25 protein-coding genes are annotated in these 20260 nt (G+C 39.7%); 2 read left to right on the forward strand and 23 right to left on the reverse strand.

Annotation, left to right across the window (positions count from 1 at the left end):
- Positions 1-36: 36 nt before the first annotated feature.
- From EV203_RS03360 to pta, 16 genes are all read right to left on the reverse strand, one after another.
- Positions 37-270 carry a hypothetical protein gene (locus EV203_RS03360; protein WP_011025733.1) on the reverse strand — a complete coding sequence of 78 codons (234 nt, stop codon included), beginning with the start codon at positions 268-270 and terminating at the stop codon, positions 37-39.
- A 51-nt stretch (positions 271-321) separates the two neighbouring features.
- Positions 322-582, reverse strand: coding sequence for a stage V sporulation protein S (locus EV203_RS03365; RefSeq protein WP_011025734.1), 261 nt, complete (start codon positions 580-582; stop codon positions 322-324).
- Positions 583-688: 106 nt separating this feature from the next.
- Positions 689-1753 carry an elongator complex protein 3 gene (locus EV203_RS03370; RefSeq protein ID WP_011025735.1) on the reverse strand — a complete coding sequence of 355 codons (1065 nt, stop codon included), beginning with the start codon at positions 1751-1753 and terminating at the stop codon, positions 689-691.
- Complete coding sequence (gene rnc, locus EV203_RS03375; protein WP_022587650.1) at positions 1750-2490, reverse strand: ribonuclease III; 741 nt, start codon at positions 2488-2490, stop codon at positions 1750-1752. The genes EV203_RS03370 and rnc overlap by 4 nt, the downstream gene beginning before the upstream one ends.
- On the reverse strand, positions 2462-3691 hold the full coding sequence (fabF, locus tag EV203_RS03380; RefSeq protein WP_011025737.1) for a beta-ketoacyl-ACP synthase II: 1230 nt from the start codon (positions 3689-3691) through the stop codon (positions 2462-2464). The genes rnc and fabF overlap by 29 nt, the downstream gene beginning before the upstream one ends.
- Positions 3692-3745: 54 nt before the next feature.
- Positions 3746-3976: an acyl carrier protein gene (gene acpP / locus EV203_RS03385; protein ID WP_022587649.1), complete on the reverse strand. Its 231-nt coding sequence runs from the start codon at positions 3974-3976 to the stop codon at positions 3746-3748.
- A gap of 43 nt (positions 3977-4019) precedes the next feature.
- Positions 4020-4763 (reverse strand): 3-oxoacyl-[acyl-carrier-protein] reductase, encoded by a 744-nt coding sequence (gene fabG / locus EV203_RS03390; protein WP_011025739.1) that lies wholly within the window; start codon positions 4761-4763, stop codon positions 4020-4022.
- 3 nt (positions 4764-4766) lie between these two features.
- Complete coding sequence (gene fabD / locus EV203_RS03395; protein ID WP_011025740.1) at positions 4767-5696, reverse strand: ACP S-malonyltransferase; 930 nt, start codon at positions 5694-5696, stop codon at positions 4767-4769.
- A gap of 4 nt (positions 5697-5700) precedes the next feature.
- Complete coding sequence (gene fabK / locus EV203_RS03400) at positions 5701-6642, reverse strand: enoyl-[acyl-carrier-protein] reductase FabK (RefSeq protein ID WP_011025741.1); 942 nt, start codon at positions 6640-6642, stop codon at positions 5701-5703.
- Positions 6643-6655: 13 nt separating this feature from the next.
- Positions 6656-7651, reverse strand: a complete 996-nt coding sequence (locus EV203_RS03405) for a beta-ketoacyl-ACP synthase III (RefSeq protein ID WP_011025742.1) — start codon at positions 7649-7651, stop codon at positions 6656-6658.
- Positions 7644-8642: a phosphate acyltransferase PlsX gene (gene plsX, locus EV203_RS03410; protein ID WP_132039159.1), complete on the reverse strand. Its 999-nt coding sequence runs from the start codon at positions 8640-8642 to the stop codon at positions 7644-7646. The genes EV203_RS03405 and plsX overlap by 8 nt, the downstream gene beginning before the upstream one ends.
- Positions 8626-9228 (reverse strand): transcription factor FapR, encoded by a 603-nt coding sequence (gene fapR / locus EV203_RS03415; RefSeq protein WP_009611352.1) that lies wholly within the window; start codon positions 9226-9228, stop codon positions 8626-8628. The genes plsX and fapR overlap by 17 nt, the downstream gene beginning before the upstream one ends.
- A gap of 163 nt (positions 9229-9391) precedes the next feature.
- Positions 9392-9577 carry a 50S ribosomal protein L32 gene (rpmF, locus tag EV203_RS03420; protein ID WP_022587645.1) on the reverse strand — a complete coding sequence of 62 codons (186 nt, stop codon included), beginning with the start codon at positions 9575-9577 and terminating at the stop codon, positions 9392-9394.
- 18 nt (positions 9578-9595) lie between these two features.
- Positions 9596-10081, reverse strand: a complete 486-nt coding sequence (locus tag EV203_RS03425) for a YceD family protein (RefSeq protein ID WP_022587644.1) — start codon at positions 10079-10081, stop codon at positions 9596-9598.
- Between the two features lie 68 nt (positions 10082-10149).
- Positions 10150-11355, reverse strand: a complete 1206-nt coding sequence (locus EV203_RS03430; protein WP_022587643.1) for an acetate kinase — start codon at positions 11353-11355, stop codon at positions 10150-10152.
- Positions 11356-11373: 18 nt separating this feature from the next.
- The gene (gene pta / locus EV203_RS03435; RefSeq protein WP_009611063.1) at positions 11374-12369 is read right to left on the reverse strand and encodes a phosphate acetyltransferase; all 996 of its coding nucleotides are present in this window, start codon (positions 12367-12369) and stop codon (positions 11374-11376) included.
- A gap of 122 nt (positions 12370-12491) precedes the next feature.
- Between pta and EV203_RS03440 the strand changes: the two genes are divergently transcribed.
- On the forward strand, positions 12492-13697 hold the full coding sequence (locus tag EV203_RS03440; protein WP_011025745.1) for a nucleotidyltransferase: 1206 nt from the start codon (positions 12492-12494) through the stop codon (positions 13695-13697).
- Positions 13698-13744: 47 nt separating this feature from the next.
- Entirely contained in the window at positions 13745-14905 is a 1161-nt protein-coding gene (gene ylbJ / locus EV203_RS03445; RefSeq protein WP_011025746.1) for a sporulation integral membrane protein YlbJ, read from the forward strand.
- A gap of 1 nt (position 14906) precedes the next feature.
- On the opposite strand, the gene EV203_RS03450 is transcribed toward ylbJ, so the two are convergent.
- The 7 genes from EV203_RS03450 to recG all read right to left on the reverse strand — a co-directional run bounded on the left by EV203_RS03450 (position 14907) and on the right by recG (position 20248).
- Positions 14907-15371, reverse strand: coding sequence for a hypothetical protein (locus tag EV203_RS03450; protein WP_011025747.1), 465 nt, complete (start codon positions 15369-15371; stop codon positions 14907-14909).
- 14 nt (positions 15372-15385) lie between these two features.
- Positions 15386-15868 (reverse strand): pantetheine-phosphate adenylyltransferase, encoded by a 483-nt coding sequence (gene coaD / locus EV203_RS03455; RefSeq protein ID WP_011025748.1) that lies wholly within the window; start codon positions 15866-15868, stop codon positions 15386-15388.
- Positions 15865-16419, reverse strand: a complete 555-nt coding sequence (rsmD, locus tag EV203_RS03460; protein WP_041587323.1) for a 16S rRNA (guanine(966)-N(2))-methyltransferase RsmD — start codon at positions 16417-16419, stop codon at positions 15865-15867. The genes coaD and rsmD overlap by 4 nt, the downstream gene beginning before the upstream one ends.
- A 210-nt stretch (positions 16420-16629) precedes the next feature.
- The gene (locus EV203_RS03465; protein WP_011025749.1) at positions 16630-16857 is read right to left on the reverse strand and encodes an alpha/beta-type small acid-soluble spore protein; all 228 of its coding nucleotides are present in this window, start codon (positions 16855-16857) and stop codon (positions 16630-16632) included.
- A gap of 136 nt (positions 16858-16993) precedes the next feature.
- Positions 16994-17221 carry an alpha/beta-type small acid-soluble spore protein gene (locus EV203_RS03470; protein WP_011025750.1) on the reverse strand — a complete coding sequence of 76 codons (228 nt, stop codon included), beginning with the start codon at positions 17219-17221 and terminating at the stop codon, positions 16994-16996.
- Positions 17222-17336: 115 nt separating this feature from the next.
- The gene (locus tag EV203_RS03475) at positions 17337-18179 is read right to left on the reverse strand and encodes a DegV family protein (protein WP_011025751.1); all 843 of its coding nucleotides are present in this window, start codon (positions 18177-18179) and stop codon (positions 17337-17339) included.
- 20 nt (positions 18180-18199) lie between these two features.
- A complete protein-coding gene (gene recG, locus EV203_RS03480) occupies positions 18200-20248 on the reverse strand; it encodes an ATP-dependent DNA helicase RecG (protein ID WP_011025752.1) in 2049 nt (682 codons plus the stop codon).
- Positions 20249-20260: the final 12 nt, after the last annotated feature.

The following is a 20260-nucleotide window of genomic DNA, read 5'->3' on the forward strand; positions in this document are numbered from 1 at the left end:
ACTCCTCATGCACCTTCCATTTTACCACAAGCTCTCTTAATTTTCATCCCTATTTTGCCTGACATCTTCTACGATGGAGATGATGGTATCTTTATACTCAGAAGGTGCAAGAACTTCTCCCCACCCTTCAACCACCTGAATGAGACCGTCATACGCAGTGTCGTGAAAGGTCCTTATGAAGTGGGGAATACCCCTTTCTTCCAATATGCTGCCCACAAGCTGAGCCTCTATTTCGTTCTCCAATTTTATAATTCTCTCAAAATTTTCCATATCAAACCACCCCATGCATAAAAATAAAACCTGCTAAAAAGCAGGTTCAAATTATCTTGGCTCTACAATGAACTTTATGGCTGTCCTCGTTTCTCCGTCTATCTCGATCTCTGAGAAAGCGGGAATTGCAATTAAGTCAATCCCATTCGGTGCCACAAATCCTCTCGCAATGGCGATTGCTTTCACCGCCTGATTGACTGCTCCCGCCCCTACTGCCTGAATCTCTGCAGAAGATTTTTCTCTTAGGACAGCAGCCAACGCACCTGCTACAGATTTGGGTTTAGATTTAGCTGATACTTTGAGAACCTCCACTGTTAGATGACCTCCTTCATTTATTATTGTGAAAATGAATACATGTGATATATTATTATATATTCGCTAAAAAATCAACATTTCCTTCTTTTTCACAAAAATTTTTTTAAAAATTGTCCTTTATGAAGTCAGTAATTGAAATCGGATAGAGCTTTTTGTCATAAGATAAGACAATTTTATCTTCTTCTATCTTCTCTAAAAGTTTGACTTGTACCTGTAATCCGTACTTGTCTTCCAAAAATCTTTTGTTGTATTTCTTCTGTCCAATGACCGTAGAAAGCTTTCTCTCATTGCAAAAAATTGATATTTTCTTGCCTTTTATACCTTCTTTCTCTATTACTTCTTTTAGCACATCAAGCATTATACTAGATTCCACCAGCTGGCCCATAGCAGGATGAAAAGGTCCTGCCACTACATCTTTGTTGAAGTTTATGTTGTCTGTGGTCTGAAGCCCTATCCTAATCACATCTATACCTGCTTTGACAAAAATTATATACATTTTCTTCGAAATATTGATAGCCTGTTCCAGTGAGAGGGGAGTATACTTCCCCTCTTTATACATTTTCTCAAGGTAGGTATTTCTAATGACAAGAGTGGGATATATCCTAACAAAATCTGGTTTTAAACTGACAATCTTATGGGCGGTATTCAAAGACTTCTCTTCAGTATCCCCTGGAAGACCTATCATAAGCTGCAGTCCAAGTTTAAAATCATATCTTCTTATAAGGTTTACTGCATTCACCACATCTTCACTGGTATGACCTCTCCTGCTCTTTTCAAGCACATCATCTTCCATGGACTGAACTCCAAGTTCGATAACTGAAACATCGTGTTTTTTTAAATTTTCCAAAATCTCCTCAGTTATATAGTCAGGACGAGTGGATAAGCGTATACCTTGTATTTGCCCTCTCTTAAGGTATTCCCTTGCAATACTTAAGTACAAGTTTTGCTTTTCAATCGGTATACCAGTGAAACTCCCGCCAAAGAAGGATACTTCCACTTCAGAACCTTCAGGAATGGTTTTTAAATGGCTTTCTATTGTCTCAATCACTTCCTCCACAGTTACATCTTTTTTCTGACCGGTTATTAAGTTCTGATTGCAAAAAACACATTTGAAAGAACATCCCCAGTGGGGGATGAAAATTGGAATTATATACATTTTCCTCTTCATTTCAATATCCCCAGCTTGCTCAATGCTTCCATAGCAGCTGCCTGTTCAGATTCTTTTTTGCTCTTTCCTTGTCCTATGCCTAAAACTACATCTCCAATTTTTACTTGAGTTACGAAAGTCTTGTTGTGGTCAGGTCCTATTTCTTCTACAAGCTCATAGGTTATCTTCCCAACTTCCATGCTCTGTACCACTTCCTGCAACCTCGTCTTATAGTCTCTGTAAATTATCCCTTTTAAAACTTCATCTATGATTTCCTTAAAGAGGTCTAAAATCACCCTTCTGACAGCTTCCAAACCACCATCCAAATATACGGCAGCTAATAATGCCTCCATCGCATCCGCAAGTATTGAATCCCTGTCCCTGCCTCCTGATATTTCTTCGCCTTTTCCCATTCTCAAAAAGCTGCCCAACTCAATCTTTCGAGCACATCTAGCAAGAGATGGCTCGCAGACTATCTCTGCCCTGTACTTGGAAAGAGAACCCTCTTCTAAGTCTTTTCTATTTTTATACAGGTATTCGCTTATCACAAGGCTTAAAACAGAGTCGCCCAAAAATTCCAATCTCTCATTGCTCACTTTTTCATTTTTGCCTTCGTGAGCCCATGAACTGTGGGTCAGGGCTTCTAAAAGCAGAGTTTTATCTTTAAACTCATAATTTATCTTCTGTTCCAGATAAGTCAACACCTTCTTACTCACCTTTATACCTCTTTCAAAATTTTTTAAAGAGCAAAGTAGCATTGTGTCCGCCAAAACCAAAAGAGTTAGAAATGGCGTAATTCACTTCCCTTTCTATTGCCTTGTTTGGAACGTAGTTTAAATCGCACTCTGGATCGGGAGTCTGGTAATTAATGGTTGGAGGCACTATCCCGTGAGTTATGGTCAGCACCGTAGCTACAGCTTCTACTGCCCCTGCTGCTCCTAACAAATGTCCCAACATGGACTTATTAGAGCTTACGCAGAGCTTATAAGCGTGGTCTTTGAAAACTTTCTTTATTGCCATAGTTTCGAACTTATCGTTGTACTCTGTAGAGGTTCCATGGGCATTGATGTAGTCTACCATATCATAACTTACTTTTCCGTCTTTAAGGGCTGCTTCCATCGCTCTCGCTGCCCCTTCCCCTTCTGGAGCTGGAGCTGTTATGTGGTAAGCATCATCTGTAGCGCCATACCCTATTATCTCTGCGTATATCTTCGCCCCTCTTTTTTGAGCATGTTCCAATGACTCCAGAATCAACGTAGCAGACCCTTCTCCCATAACAAATCCATCTCTATTCAAATCAAAGGGCCTTGAAGCAGTGGAAGGGTCAGGATTTGTGGACATAGCTTTCATAGCGCAAAAACCTGCAAAGGACATGGGAGTTATCGCAGCTTCTGTACCTCCAGTCACTATTAAATCTGCATCTCCTCTTTGAATGGCTTTAAAAGCTTCTCCTATGGCGTTAGTGCTGGAAGCACATGCATTTACTATAGTCTCATTGATTCCCTTAAGGCCAAAGGTTATGGCTATCTGCCCAGCTGCCATATTGGCTATCATCATAGGGATGAAAAAGGGACTTACTTTGCTGGGGCCTTTTTCGTACATCACTTTCATCTGATTTTCAAAGGTCTCAATTCCCCCTATGCCTGTCCCGTAAATCACTCCAAATCTATTTAAGTCTACTTTGTCAAGTTCAATCCCCGCATCCTCCAGTGCAAGTTTTGTGCTTGCCACAGCAAACTGTATAAACCTATCCATTCTTCTGGCTTCTTTTTTGTCTATGTATAAAGTAGGGTCAAAGTCTTTCACTTCAGCAGCCACTTTTGTGGGAAATTCAGAGGTATCAAATTTGGTGACAAGTCCTATTCCATTTTCTCCATTTATCAGTGAATTCCAGAACTTTTCAACAGTGTTGCCTAAAGGGCTGATTACTCCCAATCCTGTTACAACTACTCTGTTCATAAACTTAACCTCCAAATCTTTATTTGCATAAAGTCCCGCAGCGCGGGACCTTATTTACTCAACAATATTGCTTAAGTACTCTACGACATCACCTACCGTCTTTATTTTTTCGGCGTCTTCGTCAGGAATTTCAATGTCAAACTCTTCTTCCAAAGCCATTATAAGCTCTACTATGTCCAAGGAGTCTGCTCCTAAATCATCTATGAATGAGGACTCCATTGTTATTTCCTCTGGATCAATGCCAAGCTGTTCAGCAATGATGTTTCTCACTTTTTCAAAAATCATACCCTTTTCACCTCCTCTCAAAAATTGTACACTTATGATAATATTACATAACCATTCCTCCGTCAACATTTATTACTTGCCCAGTAATGTAATCTGAGGCTGAGCTTGCCAAAAAAGCCACAACTTCTGCAACTTCTTCAGGTTTTCCTGCCCTTTTTAAGGGAATGCTTTTTAGCATTGCTTCTTTTATGTCTTCTTTCAATACGTTGGTCATGTCAGTTTCAATAAAACCAGGAGCTACAGCATTTACAGTTATTCCTCTGCTAGCAAGCTCTTTAGCTACTGACTTTGTAAGTCCTATGATTCCTGCTTTAGAAGCAGCATAATTAGCCTGTCCTACATTTCCCATAAGCCCCACCACAGAACTTATGTTTATTATTTTCCCCTTTCTCTTTTTTATCATATACTTTGAAGCAAATTTTATTACATTAAAGGCTCCTTTGAGATTTACATCTATTACTTGGTCCCACTCTTCTTCTTCCATTTTTAAAATCAAATTGTCCTTTGTAATTCCTGCATTGTTAACTACCACATCTATGCTTCCAAACTCCTCTATAACCTTTTCTACAGCTTTTTCAACCTCATGGTATTTGGAAACATCGCATTTTATTGCTAGAGCATCAACTCCGTGTTTTTTTACCTCTTCAACAACTTCTTCTGCACTCTTATCGTCCTTTACATAAGTTATAGCAATATTAAAGCCATCTTTAGCAAGTCTTACAGCAATAGCTCTGCCTATACCTCTAGAACCTCCTGTGACAAATGCCACCCTCTTTTCATCTACCATAAACTATACCCCCAAAGCTGAGAGAGCCTTCATGAGAGACTCCTCATCCTCAAAATTCAAAACAGTCCTGCTTCTATCAATTTTCTTGACAAATCCGCTCAAAGTCTTTCCAGGTCCTATTTCTATGAAAGTATCCACACCGTCTTCTATCATTTTTCTCACAGACTGCTCCCAGAGGACGGGATGACTCACCTGTTTTATGAGTAATTCTTTAACCTTATCTTTTTGCACGTAATCGGCAGTAACATTTGATATCACAGGAACCTTCAAGTCCTTTATCTCTACTTTATCCAATTCCTTTGCTAGAAGTTCTCCAGCTTCTTTCAACATGCTGCAGTGGAAAGGCGCACTTACTGCAAGCACTACTGCTTTCTTAGCTCCTCTCTCCTTCGCTAGTTCCACAGCTCTTTCTACAGCCTTAACTTCCCCAGAGACCACTAATTGACCCGGACAGTTGTAGTTAGCAGGTTCTACCACACCGACCTCTGATGCAATCCGGCATATTTCCTCAACTTCCTCATTGGGAAGTCCAAGTATTGCTGCCATTGTGCCGACTCCTTCTGGGACCACTTCCTGCATGTACTTTCCTCTCTTTTTGACAAGTCTCACTGCATCCTCAAAATCTAAAGCTTCTGCCAGTACAAGAGATGAATACTCTCCTAAACTTAAACCTGCTGTCACATCAGGTTTTACACCTCTTTTCTGCAAAACCCTTGTCAAGGCCACTGAAACTGTCAAAATGGCCGGCTGTGTGTTCTCCGTCTTCATAAGCTCTTCTTCAGGCCCTTCAAAGCACAGTTTAGATATGTTAAAACCTAAAGCCTCATCTGCTCTTTCAAAAATTTCTTTCGCTTCTTCGTATTTTTCGTATATTTCCTTTCCCATCCCTGCGTACTGGGCACCTTGGCCCGGGTATATAAAAGCTATTTTCATCCTTTCACCTCATTTTATTCAAGTTTTCAATAACTTCAGCAGCTTGTTTTATGATGTCTTCAATTATCTCTTTAACTGGCTTTATGTCTTTAATGAGTCCTGCGATCTGTCCTGCCATTACAGAGCCATACTCCACGTCTCCGTCTACAACGGCAGCCCTCAATTTCCCTTCACCCAGCTTTTCCAACTGTTCTTTAGGAGCTCCCATTTGCTCTAATTTTTCAAACTCTCTCGTCAGCCTGTTTCTCAAAGCTCTCACAGGATGACCAGTGCTCCTGCCTGTCACCACTGTATCCCTGTCCTTCGCCTTCAATATGTACTCTTTGTATCGAGGGTGGGCAGTACATTCCGTAGAGCAGACAAATCTCGTGCCCATCTGCACACCTGAAGCACCAAGGCAGAAAGCAGCAGCAAAGCCCCTCCCATCTGCAATACCGCCTGCTGCGATTACAGGAATATTAACAGCGTCAACCACCTGAGGCACAAGAGCAAAAGTAGTAAGCTCTCCCACATGCCCACCTGATTCTGTTCCTTCTGCAATTACTGCATCAACTCCTATATCCTCCATCCTCTTAGCTAAAGCGACAGATGCGACAACCGGTATGACCTTTATACCTCTTTCCTTAAGCCGAGGTATGTACTTTCCAGGATTGCCAGCCCCTGTAGTTATCACGTCCACTCTTTCTTCCAATATCACCTCCATTACTTCATCCACATAGGGAGACAAAAGCATGACATTGACTCCAAAAGGCTTGTCTGTAAGCTCTCTTGCCTTTCTTATCTGTTCTCTCACAAAGCTCGCAGGGGCATTCCCTGCTCCTATAATTCCAAGCCCTCCTGCGTTAGAAACTGCCGCTGCCAGTTCTGCAGTAGCTACCCAAGCCATTCCTCCTTGAAATATGGGATATTTTATGTTGAGCATTTCAGTTATCTTTGTCTTGAACATCATCTTCACTCCTTCATTTGCTCCATTTTATTACACTTGAAGCCCAAGTCAAACCAGCCCCAAAGGCCACTGTCAGTATTATATCTCCTTTTTTTATCAAACCTTTTCTATAAGCCTCATCAAGAGCGATTGCAACAGAAGCCGCTGATGTGTTCCCGTATTTGTCTAAATTTATATAGACTTTGTCATTCGTTAGTTTAAGTCTCTTCCTAGCTGCTTCAATTATCCTGGTATTTGCCTGGTGAGGAATTAACATGTCTATGTCTTCTGGCGTAAGGCCACATCTTTCCAAAACCTCTATTGTGGCGCTGTCCATCACCTTCACTGCAAATTTAAACACTTCCTGCCCTTCCATAAAAATGGTGTGCAGATTTTTTTCTACAGTCTCATGGCTTGCTGGCATTCTCGATCCACCAGCAGGCATGTACAGATACTTTCCTCCTGTCCCATCAGCCCCCAAGTAGCTCCCAAGTATGCCATACCCGCTCTCAACTCTTCCAACTACTGCTGCTCCCGCACCGTCGCCAAAGAGGACACAAGTATTCCTGTCCTTCCAATTAATTATTTTTGAAAGAGTCTCTGCTCCTATTACAAGCACATTCCTGTACATGCCAGTTTCTACAAACTGCTGAGCAATAGCAAGGCCATATATGAAACCAGAGCATCCTACAGAAATGTCAAAAGCAGCCGCATTTAAAGCTCCTAGATTTGCCTGAACTATGCAGGCGGTAGAAGGAAAGTTCATGTCTGGTGTGACAGTTGCAACAATTATCATATCTAAATCCTCTGGTTTCAAATTCGCATCCTCTAAAGCTCTTTTAGAAGCTTCAGTAGCCAGATCAGATGTAGCCTGAGAAGGGTCTGCTATCCTTCTTTCTTTTATGCCTGTTCTAGTAGTGATCCATTCATCAGAAGTGTCCACCATTTTCTCTAAATCAAAATTTGTCAAAATTTTCTCTGGCAGATAGCTGCCAGTTCCCAATATTCCTGCTGCAATCTTTTCACACACTTATCTCATCTCCCGTAAGCTCAATTTCTTCTTTTATATGACGCAATACGTCATTTCCCACAAGGTTTTTAGCCTGTTTAATGGCATTAAAAATAGCCTTTGCCTTTGAATTGCCATGCGCCTTTATGACAGGTTTGCTGATTCCCAAAAGAGGAGCTCCTCCGTATTCAGTGTAATCCATCTTTTGAGTTATCCTTTTAAGGCCTCCCATTATAAGAAGAGCACCCATTTTCGTAAAAATATTTCTAGAAAGTTCCTCTTTCAAAAGCTGTGAAATCACAAAAGCAATTCCTTCCATTGACTTTAATATCGCATTTCCAACAAATCCATCGCATACGACAACTTCACAGACTCCATAGGGTATGTCTCTTCCCTCTACATTTCCTATAAAATTCAATCTAGAGTTTTTTAACCTTTCAAAAGCCTTTTTTACTACTTCATTCCCTTTTTCTTCTTCTGTCCCCACGTTAAAGAGGCCAATCCTGGGTTTTTCAATTCCAAACATCTTCTGAGCGTAAACATGCCCCATTACCGCAAACTGAAATAAATTTTCTTCATCGCAGTCGGTATTAGAACCTGCATCCAGCAGAACCGTGGCTCCATTTAAAGTGGGAAGAATAGGAGCTAAAGCAGGTCTTTTTATCCCTTTTATCCTTCCAAGAATAAGAAGAGAGCCTGCCATCAAAGCGCCAGTATTGCCTGCTGATAGAAAAGCCTCTACTTCCCCCTTTTTGAGAAGTTCCAAACCTACTACCATCGAAGAGTTTTTCTTTTTCTTTATCGCTGCTACAGAAGCCTCGTTATTTTCAATAACTTCACTGGCATATATGAGTTTTAGCCTTTCACTCTTACCTTCAAGCCCCTTTAAAGCCTCTTCTTTGCCAATTAAAAAAATTTCTATATCTTTAAAGTGATCTAATGCTTTTAAACTTCCTTTTATTATTTCTTCTGGCGCGTAGTCGCCCCCCATCGCATCAATTGCCAACTTCAACTGTGTCACTCCTTTTTTTCAAGAAATCTTCCTCCAATGCTACTAGTATAAACTTACCTCTGAATACTTCTTTTTCTTTAACCTTTATCTTTACCCACACAAAATACTTGTTTCCTCTTTGCCTTATCACTTCAGCCTTAGCCACAAGCCTATCTCCAACTTTAACCGGATATTTGTACTTTATATTTGCGACTCCAATCAAAGCTGCAGGAGCGTCAATCAAAGACAAAGCCAGGGACTCTGCCTGAGAGTAAATGTACTGGCCCTTTACGATTTTTGTCTTCACAAAGACCATGTCTTCAGTCGGCTCAAATATTGATATGCCCCTTTTCCCCAATTCCAGATCTATGAGTTCCCCTACAACTTCTGCTCCGAGAATAGTTTTTACTTTTCTATAATTTTCTTCTGCAACATTTTTTATCCTCTCTCTGACCTCAGGGATGCCCAACTCCATCCTGTCAAGCCTTATAGTCTGCACACTTACTCCAAACATGTCAGCCAGCTCATCGTCCGTATAAAAGGGGTTTTCGTTAATTTTCTCTCTTAAAAGTCTCTGTCTTTCCGCCTTGCTCACTCTCACAGCCATATTACCAGCTCCAAATATTAGTTGTTTTTATGACCTACCCAAAATTATAAATTATTTTTTCCTCAAAATCAACAAAAAAGTGGCACCTTGTAGTTTCTACAACTCTCATTTTTCTATATAAAACAAAAAAGTAGTAATAGGAAACCCTATTACTACTTTTTTGCTACTCCTCTACTTTAATTACTTCTTTGTCCTTGTAATAACCGCAATTTGGACAAACTCTGTGGGGAAGCTTTGGCTGATGACATCTCGGACACAGCACATACGCCGGTGGGGCAATTTTAAAGCTATTATTCCTTCTCGTATCCCTTCTTGCTTTAGATGTTCTCCTTTTTGGCACTCCGCCCATTCTCAACACCTCCTACATTTACTGCAACAATTTAGAAAGGACTTCCAAGCGAGGGTCAATTTCCTCTCTCTTACAGCTGCAGCTTCCGTAATTCAGATTGGTACCGCAGATAGGACACAATCCCTTGCAGTCCTCTCTGCACAAAAATTTCATAGGGAGAGAAAGTATCACAAAGTGCAGCACAAAAATCGTCATATCAAAATTTTCATAGAAACTGTCGTCTACTTCCTCATCCACACATTCTTCTACATACTCCCTCAACTTCAAGTCCAGAGGATAGATGAACTCCTCTAAACACCTGTCACAAGTTGCCCTTATACTTCCTTTAATATCAAGCTCTGCAAATAGCCCTTCCTTCTGGGCAGTAATTTTACCCTTTACCCTCCAAGGGTCTACGATTTCAAACTCTTCTCCCTTAAAATCAAAGCTCTTCAAATCCTCCACGTAGTCTACATATATGCTGCGCCCAAGCTGCCCTTTGATTTTCAAAAGGTCAATTTTCATTTTTCTTCACACACCTTAACGTAATTGACAACACCTATTATACTAACCCCTATACCAATTGTCAATATCTACTTAATCCCCTTCACCAATTTCTCAGTATCTTTCGCTATCATGTACTCCTCATTTGTAGGAATTACCATGACTTTTACTCTGGAATCTTCTGTAGATATTATTGCCTCTTTCCCTCTCACCGTGTTTTTCTCCTTGTCAAGCGTAAATCCTAAAAACTCCAGGCCTTCCAGAATAAATTCTCTCATCTCAGGTCCATTTTCTCCAACTCCAGCAGTAAATACAATGGCATCCACTCCTCCCATAGCAGCGGCATAGGCTCCTATGGTCTTTTTAGCAATGTAGGCAAATACCTTTAGTGCCAGCATTGCCCTCTTATTTCCCTCATTAAATGCTGCATTTTCTATATCTCTAAAATCATTACTGATGCCTGAAATCCCGTAAACACCTGATTTTTTGTTCAAGATATCAACTACCTGATGAGCGGTAAGGCCTTCTTTTTCCATTAAAAATGTCACAATTGAGGGGTCAATGCTTCCTGACCTGGTACCCATTGCCAATCCTTCTAAAGGGGTAAATCCCATGCTGGTGTCAATCGATTTGCCGTTTTTAACCGCTGTAATGCTTGCCCCATTCCCCAGATGGCAGGTGACAATTTTCAATTCTTCAATTGGCCTTCCGAGAATCTCTGCTGCTCTCATTGAGACGTACTTGTGGGAAGTCCCGTGGAAGCCATACCTTCTTATTCTGTGCTTTTCGTAATACTCATAGGGAATTGGATATATGTAGGCATAATCCGGCATTGTCTGATGGAAAGCCGTATCAAAAACTGCCACCATGGGTACTCCTGGCATTATCTGCTGACACGCTTTTATCCCTTCAATGTTGGCAGGATTGTGTAAAGGTGCAAGGTCAATACAGTCTTCTAATTTCTTTATCACTTCATCATCAATCAATACAGAATCTGTAAAATATTCTCCTCCGTGGACAACCCTGTGTCCCACCGCATCTATTTCCTTCATGTCCTTTATAACACCTATTTCTTTATCCACTAAAACTTCCAAAACTAACTGTATAGCTTCCTTGTGATTTTTCATATCCCTCTGTATCTTCACTTTTTCCTTGCCTTCCGCCTGATGGGTCAATAAAGAGTCATTTATTCCTATTCTTTCCGCCAACCCCTTTGCCAAAACCTTGTTGTTTTCCATATCAAGTAGTTGATATTTTAAAGAAGAACTGCCACAATTCATAACCAAAATTTTCATAATTATTGCCTCCCCTTTTTACACTATTCCTTGAGCTTGTACACTCGTTATCGCTATAACATTTACAATATCTTCTACGCTGCATCCCCTTGACAAATCATTAACAGGCTTTGCCAGTCCTTGAGAGATAGGTCCAATCGCATTCGCCTTTGCAAGCCTTTGAACCAGCTTATAACCTATATTACCCGCCTGCAAGTCAGGGAATATCAGCACATTGGCCTGTCCAGCAACAGGACTGCCCGGCGCTTTTAACTCGCCTACTTCTTTTACAATTGCAGCATCCACTTGCAACTCACCATCAATTAGCAAATCAGGTGCCAACTCTTTCGCGATCTCTGTCGCTCTTTTCACCTTATCTACTAATTCATGGCTAGCGCTGCCCTTTGTAGAGAAAGAAAGCATGGCTACCTTAGGTTCAATTCCTGCCAGAACTTTAGCGGTATGAGCCGAGGCAATGGCAATTGCGGCCAATTCTTCGGCAGTCGGGTTTGGGTTTATGGCGCAGTCAGCAAAAATGAACACCCCATCGCTGCCATACTTGCACTCAGGCACTTCCATTATGAAGGCACTAGAAACCACCTTCACATTAGGAGCAGTTTTTATGATCTGAAAAGCTGGCCTGAAGACATCGGCTGTTGCGTGTATTGCTCCTGAAACCATTCCATCTACATCCCCTAATTTAACCATCATGCACCCGTAATACATTGGGTCCCTCATAAGCCTTTCTGCTTCTTCCTCTGTCATCCCTTTATTTTTCCTTAGCTCGTAGTATTCCTTTGCATATCTTTCAAGGTTAGGTGATTTCTCCGGATCTACAATTTCTGCCTTTGAAATATCAAGTCCTTTTGCCTTTTCTCTTATCTCTTCTTCTTTTCCCAATAATACTAAATCTGCAATTCCTTCTTTTAACACTATTTCGGCAGCTTTTAAAGTCCTTGGTTCAGTACCTTCTGGAAGAACTATTTTCTTTTTGTTTGCCTTTGCCTTTTGTATAATATTGTCCATCACAGACATTTTAAAATCTCTCCTCCTCTTCGTAATATTGTATACACGGTTTCCCTTTTACATTTTACCATATTTCGTGTAAAATAATAAGTACGTTATTAAAAATTTTTTTGAAGGGAAAAACAAATAGTATGGAAGCGTTAGGAATTATTGTCGAATACAATCCCTTGCACAATGGCCATCTTTACCATCTTGAAGAATCGATAAAGCTCACAAAATGTCAATACGTGGTAGCGGTGATGAGTGGGAATTTTGTGCAAAGAGGTGAACCTGCAATCGTAGACAAGTGGAAGAGGGCAGAAATGGCCTTAAAAGCAGGGGTAGACCTAGTAATTGAGCTCCCTGTTGTGTACGCAACTTCCACTGCAGAAAATTTTGCCTACGGCGCGGTCAAGCTTTTAGACTCTTTGAAGGTAATAGACTGCATAGCTTTTGGAAGCGAAGAAGGAGATTTAGAAAAACTTTCTAAAATTGCAGACATACTTCTAGAAGAACCGCCAGATTACAAAAGGGCTTTAAAAGAAAACCTAGGAAAGGGATTAACTTTTGCTAAAGCGAGAGAATTAGCATTGGTAAAAGTCACGGGAGATGAAAGCATCTCAAAAACTCTTCAAACTTCTAACAACATATTGGGGATAGAATATTTAAAGGCCTTGAAAAAAATAAAAAGCTCCATCGTCCCTTTTACCATAAAAAGGAGGGGAGCTCTGTACACCTCCTTGAAATTAGAGGGAGAATTTGCCAGTGCTACTTCTATAAGAAAGGCCATAGAGGAGAAGGGAATAAAAGCAGTTAAAAATTATGTGCCAGATTTCACTCTAAAAATACTGGAAAGAGCCTTTAAAGAAGGTCAGGGTCCTGTATACTTACAGGATTTCTCTCCTATCATCCTCTACCTCTTGCGAAGCGGTCATCCTTTAGAAAATATTTTTGATGTAGCAGAGGGGATAGATAACAAAATTTACAAAGCAGCTAGTATGACAAATAATATAAAAGACCTGATAAAACTTACAAAATCAAAGAGATATACAGAAAGCCGAATAAGGCACATACTCTTACACCTTCTCCTCAAGATAGATAAAAAACTCTTTAAGGAATTTGACGGGCCAAATTACATAAGAGTGCTGGGCTTTAGCGAAAAAGGCAAAACAATTTTAAAAGAGATAAAGAAGAAAACAGAACTTCCAATCATCACAAAGGTTGCCCAGTATAAAAGCAAAATTGAAGATAGCAGGATGTTTGAAAGGGACTTATTTGCGACGGATGTATACACCCTCGCCTACAAAAATTTCGCTATTTCAAAGCTAGATTTTTTCCATCCCATCATAAAACTCTAACCCCACCATATAATATTAATGACAAAACCTTGAGGTGGGGATAAAATTTGAAAAAGGCACTTTACAACATCTTGATTTCCCTTATCATATTGATGGTTATCTCTCTCGTAATTTTCCCTAAAGAGGCGTTAGAGGCTGCCAAAGGTGGCATAAACCTTTGGCTTTTCACTATAGCCCCTTCTCTTTTTCCTTTTTTTATAGGTTCTGAGCTTTTGCTTCAATTAGGAGTAGTGCACTTTTTAGGGAATCTGCTGGAGCCCTTCATGAGGCCTTTGTTCAACGTGCCTGGAAGCGGTTCTTTCGCAATGGCAATAGGATACACTTCTGGATACCCAGTAGGAGCACAAATCATAACCAGGCTGTGGGAAGAGAAACTTTGCACAACAGAGGAAGCAGAGAGGTTGATGGCCTTTTGCAATAATTCAGGGCCCCTTTTTATGTTAGGAGCAGTAGCCATAGGAATGATGAACAGCCCAAAAGCAGGATATATCATAATGGCCTCTAATTACTTGGCTGCTATCACCACAGGACTTTTATTTAGATTTTACAAAAAAAGCACTAGAAAGGTGACATATTCGAAAAAGACCGGTTTTTATTCAATTGTAGTGCAAAATAAAAAAAACTTCAGTATACTGCTCTCGGAGGCAGTTACAAAATCTGTAAACACTATTCTTCTAATTGGCGGATATGTAGTATTTTTCTCTGTAGTGATAGAATTTCTAAAACTTTACAATATATTAAGCCTTTTTTCATCCATCTTTAAGCCCTTTTTTTCCCTTTTAGGAATTGAGGAAATTGTCATACCCTCTTTTTTAAGCGGCATATTAGAAATAACAGTTGGCTCAAGTATGATAAGCCAACTGCCAATTCCTATCTCTCAGAAAGTAGTTCTCATAAGCAGCATAATCGCTTGGGGAGGAATATCTATACACGGCCAAGTACTAGGGGTAATCTCAAAAACAAAAATAGGCTATTTCCCCTATTTTATAGCAAAATCCATTCAATTTTTTCTTGCAGGGGCTTACTCATATCTTATGACAATTCTAACGCCTCTTGAAGAACAAGCTTTAACTTTACCAGCCTTTAATATGTATTCTTCCAAAAATCCTCTCAACCTACTTCAACTTTCAAGCTTTTTATTTATAGCTACTTTGCTGTTTTTAATATTTTTGAGCTTAACACTGGCCTTTTGCTCAAAAAAGCGCTAGATTATTTAGTACCCTTAAGCTCTTCTCTGTTTTTTCTTATTGTGTCCAGGATTTCTGCTACTTGGTTTTCAAGCTTGGCAAGAAGTTCATCCGCATATTCCCTGCTTCCCAGCCTTATTTCTTTGGCATTTGCCTGAGCAGCAGAAATTATCTCTGAAGCCCTCTTCTCTGCCTTTTTCACTATTTCACTTTCACTCACCATCTCTTTTATCTTCTGCTCTGCCTCTTTCAATATCATCTCTGCCTCTTGCTGGGCTTCAAGCAAAATTCTCTGTCTTTCCTGTTTTATCCACTCGGCTCTTTTGAACTCATCGGGCAGCTTTATTCTTATCTGCCTTATTAATTCCAGGACCTCTTCCTTATTTATCAAAACCTTGTTAGAAAGCGGTATTGAAGAACTGTTCTCTATGATATCCTCCAGTTCTTCTAAAAGGCTCAGCACTTCCAGTCCTTCAAAATTTGACAAAAATAAAACCCCCTTTAACTTTTCTTAAACTTTTCCATGAGCCTTTCTGCCACAATATCAGGTACAAACTCGGAAAGGCATCCGCCAAATTGAGCAATTTCCTTGACAAGGCTAGAACTTAGATACCCGTATTTTGGACTGGTCATTAAGAAGATTGTCTCAACTGACGGATTTAGCTTTTTATTTACAAGAGCCATTTGAAACTCGTATTCAAAATCAGAAACCATTCTGAGCCCCTTTATTATTGCACTGGCATTAACTTTTTTAGCGTATTCTACCAGCAATCCGTCAAAATAATCTACTTCAACATTGGGAATATCCTTGGTCACTTCTTTCAGAAGCTCTATTCTTTCTTGAATAGAAAATAAAGGTCTTTTAGCAGGATTTAATAAAACAGCTACAATCAGCTTGTCAAAAAGATTTGCACCTCTTTTTATTATGTCAATATGCCCATAAGTTACCGGATCAAAACTTCCTGGATAAATCGCTACTCTCATACTACCTCCTCATAAAACATCAGTATTGTCTCTCCGTATTTATTTTCTCTTACTTTTTTAAGCTTTCCATATCTTTCTTTTAACTCATCTCTTTTATGAACTTCTGCTATCACTATTCCGCCCTCTTTCAAAACCTCTAAAGAGCCTATCCTTCGCAGAGCTTTCTCTGCAAGATTTTGATAGTAAGGAGGGTCCAAGAATATTATATCAAATTTTACACTTTTTTTGTGGAATATTTCTAAAGCTGTAAAAGCATCTTTGTGGAATATCTTGCAAAAAGGCTGTAGCTCAAGCCCTTCCACGTTTTCTCTTATACACTTCACGCTATTTGTGCTCTTATCCACAAAGTAGCAAAACTCTGCTCCCCTGCTCAAAGCTTCAATTCCTACATTTCCCGTGCCAGCAAAAAGGTCTAAAAAAACACTTCCCTCAATCCTATTCATAAGTATGTTAAAAAGAGCTTCTTTGACTCTGTCTGAGGTAGGCCGCACTTCCTCCCCTTCCAAAGATTTTATTTTTCTCCCTTTTAAAGTACCTCCTATAACCCTCAAGCTCTTTTCCCTCACTTTCCCCTATTATTTTAACATATTTTTTTAAAATCTTACAAAAAAACATGTATAAAACTTTTTTGAGTTGGCAAATAATATTAACGGGAATAGAAATTTCCCCAATTCTTCCTTCAATTTCTCCTCTCCCAGTCCAGGCAGGCGAACTCCTGCCTGGATTAAAAATTTAAAAAGGGAAGCCTTTTTAGGCCTCCCTTATTTCCAAGTCCCTTTGCTAGCCATCTGGCTTTCTGCCATCTGTATCATTTTTCTCACCATGTGCCCACCAACTGCTCCACAATCTCTTGATGTGAGGTACCCCCAGTATCCATCAGCTGGAGGAGTAATTCCTAACTCATTAGCTATTTCATATTTCCACTGATTCATAACCTGCCTTGCTTCCTTTACCACAAGGGGGTTTTTGTTTTCTGAGCCTACTGCCACTTTTCTCACCTCCTGCAATCTGTTTCATTATTAATTTAACCACCCTCTTTCGGTAATATACCTGTAAACTATTGCTATATATAACAGAGTGAAATAAAAGAGGGATATCTCGGAAGATATCCCTCTTTTATTTAATCTATTTCCAGGTACCTTTGCTGGCCAACTGGCTTTCTGCCATCTGTATCATCTTTCTCACCATATGGCCACCTACAGCACCGCAGTCTCTTGATGTTAAATTTCCCCAATAACCGTCAGCGGGAGGATTAATTCCTAATTCTCTTGCAACTTCATACTTCCACTGATTCATTATCTGCTTTGCTTCTTTAACCACAAGAGGATTTCTGTTTTCTGAACCTACTGCCATTTCAATCACCTCCATCTATGTTTGTATTATTAATTTAACCGAAATAACGCAATCTAAACTATAAATTTGTTTTCAAAAATGTATAAAAGTGATTGAAATGGCAAATAATAAAAATTTATTTTTCTTCAAAAAACACTCCCGCCGCATCAGGTCCGGCATGGGTGCCTATTCCACATCCTGCCTGAGACCTTATAAACCTAGTAATTTCCAATTCACTTCGTAAAGCTGCCTCTATTTCATTTAAAAATTCTTCTTTGTCAGTATGAATTAACCCTACTTCCCTCTCAGCAAAATCTATACCTGTGTTTTTCATATAATCAATTATCCAGCGAATAGCCTTTTTCTGCCCCCTTACCTTGTCTATCACTTTTAACTCTCCGTCCTCATTGGTCAAAATGGGCTTTACGTTTAAAATCCCTCCTATGATTGACTGGGTTCTTGAAAGCCTTCCGCCTCTATATAAATAGTCTAAAGAATCAAAAACCATTATACCTCTTATTCTAGGAATTGTCTCATATACTGTAGATACGATTTCTTCCTTAGAAGCTCCTTCCACAGCCATTCTAGCCGCTTTTAAAACGAGCATTCCATTTCCAAGAGTAAAGTGCCTTGAGTCTATCACTTCAATCCTATTTTTGTCCACCATATCCCTTGCTATGACAGCAGATTGATATGTACCGCTGAATTTGGAAGTGAGAATAATTGCAATCACATAGTCAAAGCTCTTTAATAAATCTTCAAAAACCTCCATAAATTCCACTGGCGAAGCCTGTGTAGTAGTAGGCATTTTGCCTTCTCTTAAGAGCTTATAAAATTCCTCCTTTTTTATGTCCACTCCATCTTTGTAGCTTTTTCCATCGATGTTTATTGTAAGAGGAACCACGAAGATCCCGTAAGTTTTTATTAAATCTTCAGGTATATCGGATAAGCTGTCAGTGACAATTGCTATCTTTTCCATACCACTATTCTCCTTTTCTGTTAATTTAATATTATATCCTTTACTTTGTCATAAAATTCTGATATGAGAACTTGCCTCAATTTAGGATGCCTTTCAAGTTTAGGGTCTTCTTCAAGAAGGCTTTCCACATCCTTTTGTACCCTTTTTAGTATATCGATATCCTCAAAAAGGTTAGCGATTTTAAACTCAGGAAGGCCGTGTTGCTTTTCGCCTAAAAATTCACCTGGCCCCCTTATCTCCAGGTCCCTTTCTGCGATTTTAAATCCATCAGAAGTCCTAGCTAAGACCTCCAGCCTTTTTTTCGCAGTTTCAGAGGGAGAATAGTTTATCAAAATGCAATAGGACTGAAATTCAGACCTCCCAACCCTTCCTCTCAACTGATGAAGCTGAGCAAGTCCAAATCTCTCTGCATTTTCCACAATCATCACCGTAGCATTAGGCACATTCACCCCTACTTCTATGACTGTCGTTGAAACAAGTATGTCAATCTCTCCTCTGACAAATGCCTCCATAATCCTCTCTTTGTCGCTGTCCGACATTTTTCCGTGTAAAAGTCCAACTCTTGCTTCTTTAAAAGCGTCTTTGTAAATTTCTCTATATACTATTTCGGCAGAAGCCGCTTTTATTTTATCCGATTCTTCAATCAAAGGGCATACAACGTAAACTTGTCTCCCTTTTTTTACTTCTTTAATCGCAAATTCATAGGCCTTCTTTCTCATGGACGAAGGTATTACGTAAGTTTTTACTCTTTTTCTGCCAGGTGGCAACTGGTCAATTATTGATATATCTAAATCTCCGTATAAGATTAAAGCTAAAGTTCGTGGAATAGGAGTAGCCGTCATAACTAAAACGTCTGGATTTTCTCCCTTTTGAGCCAAAAGCGCCCTCTGCCTCACTCCAAATCGGTGCTGTTCATCTGTTATGCAAAGGCCTAAATTTTTAAAAGAAACGTCTTCTTCTATGAGGGCATGAGTACCTACTACTACATCGTACTCTCCCTTTTCAATCTTCTCCAGCACCTCTTTCCTCCCAGAAGGAGAAAGACTGCCTGACAAAAGGCCTATGCGGATATCTGTTCCTTTAAAAATTTCTTCGAGAGTCTTGTAATGCTGCTTTGCTAGTATTTCTGTTGGAGCCATCATGGCTACCTGATACCCGTTTTTTGCTGCAATGTACATGGCAAAAGCAGCCACTATTGTCTTACCTGACCCCACATCTCCCTGTATAAGTCTATTCATCACTTTGTCAGAGGCCATGTCCAGTATTATCTCTTTCAAAACCTTCATTTGAGCAGAAGTAAGCTTAAACGGGAGGTTTGAAACAAAAGGCTTTATGTCTACCTTTCTAAACCTTATCCCTCTCTTTTCTTTAACTGACTTTTTCACCAAAAATAGTGCCAACTGCAATAAGAACAATTCCTGATACTTCAACCTGTATTTTGCCCTTGCAAGCTTTTCCTCATCCTTCGGAAAGTGAATGTTCAATAAAGCCTCTTTCAAATTCATGAGCCCTTTTTCACGTAAAAACTCTTCCTCAAAAAATTCTTCTACCTCATCAAGGTATTCGCTTAATGCGTTAAATATAACTTTTCTCAAAATGTTCTGTGTAAGACCCTCAGTTAACCCGTAGACAGGCACAATTCTCCCAGTATTTAAATTCAAATCCTCTTCTGACTTTTCTAATACAGGGTTTTCCACTACAAGCTGGCCGTATTTAAACTGCAATTTTCCGCTTATGATATACTCTTCCCCGATTTTGAAGTTATTTTTCATATAGGGCTGATTGTACCACACAAGCTCTACAGCCCCTGTTCCATCTTTTACGGGAATTTTTGTAATGACAACGCGGGAAGTTTTTACTTCTCTTGCACTTCCCGCAATATAGGCCTTAAAAGTCTGCTTTTCCCCCACTATCAAATCTTCAATTTTCACTATCTCACTTCTGTCTTCATAGTCCCTAGGAAAGTAAAATATTAAGTCCTTTACCATATCTATGCCCAGTTTCTTAAAAAGTTTTGCCCTTTTAGGTCCCACACCTTTGACGTACTGTATATCTAAATCCAAGGACATGCCTTTTCACCT

Origin of the sequence: Caldanaerobacter subterraneus (assembly GCF_004345675.1) — a bacterium.
In the GTDB taxonomy this organism is placed as follows: Bacteria; Bacillota; Thermoanaerobacteria; order Thermoanaerobacterales; family Thermoanaerobacteraceae; genus Thermoanaerobacter; species Thermoanaerobacter subterraneus.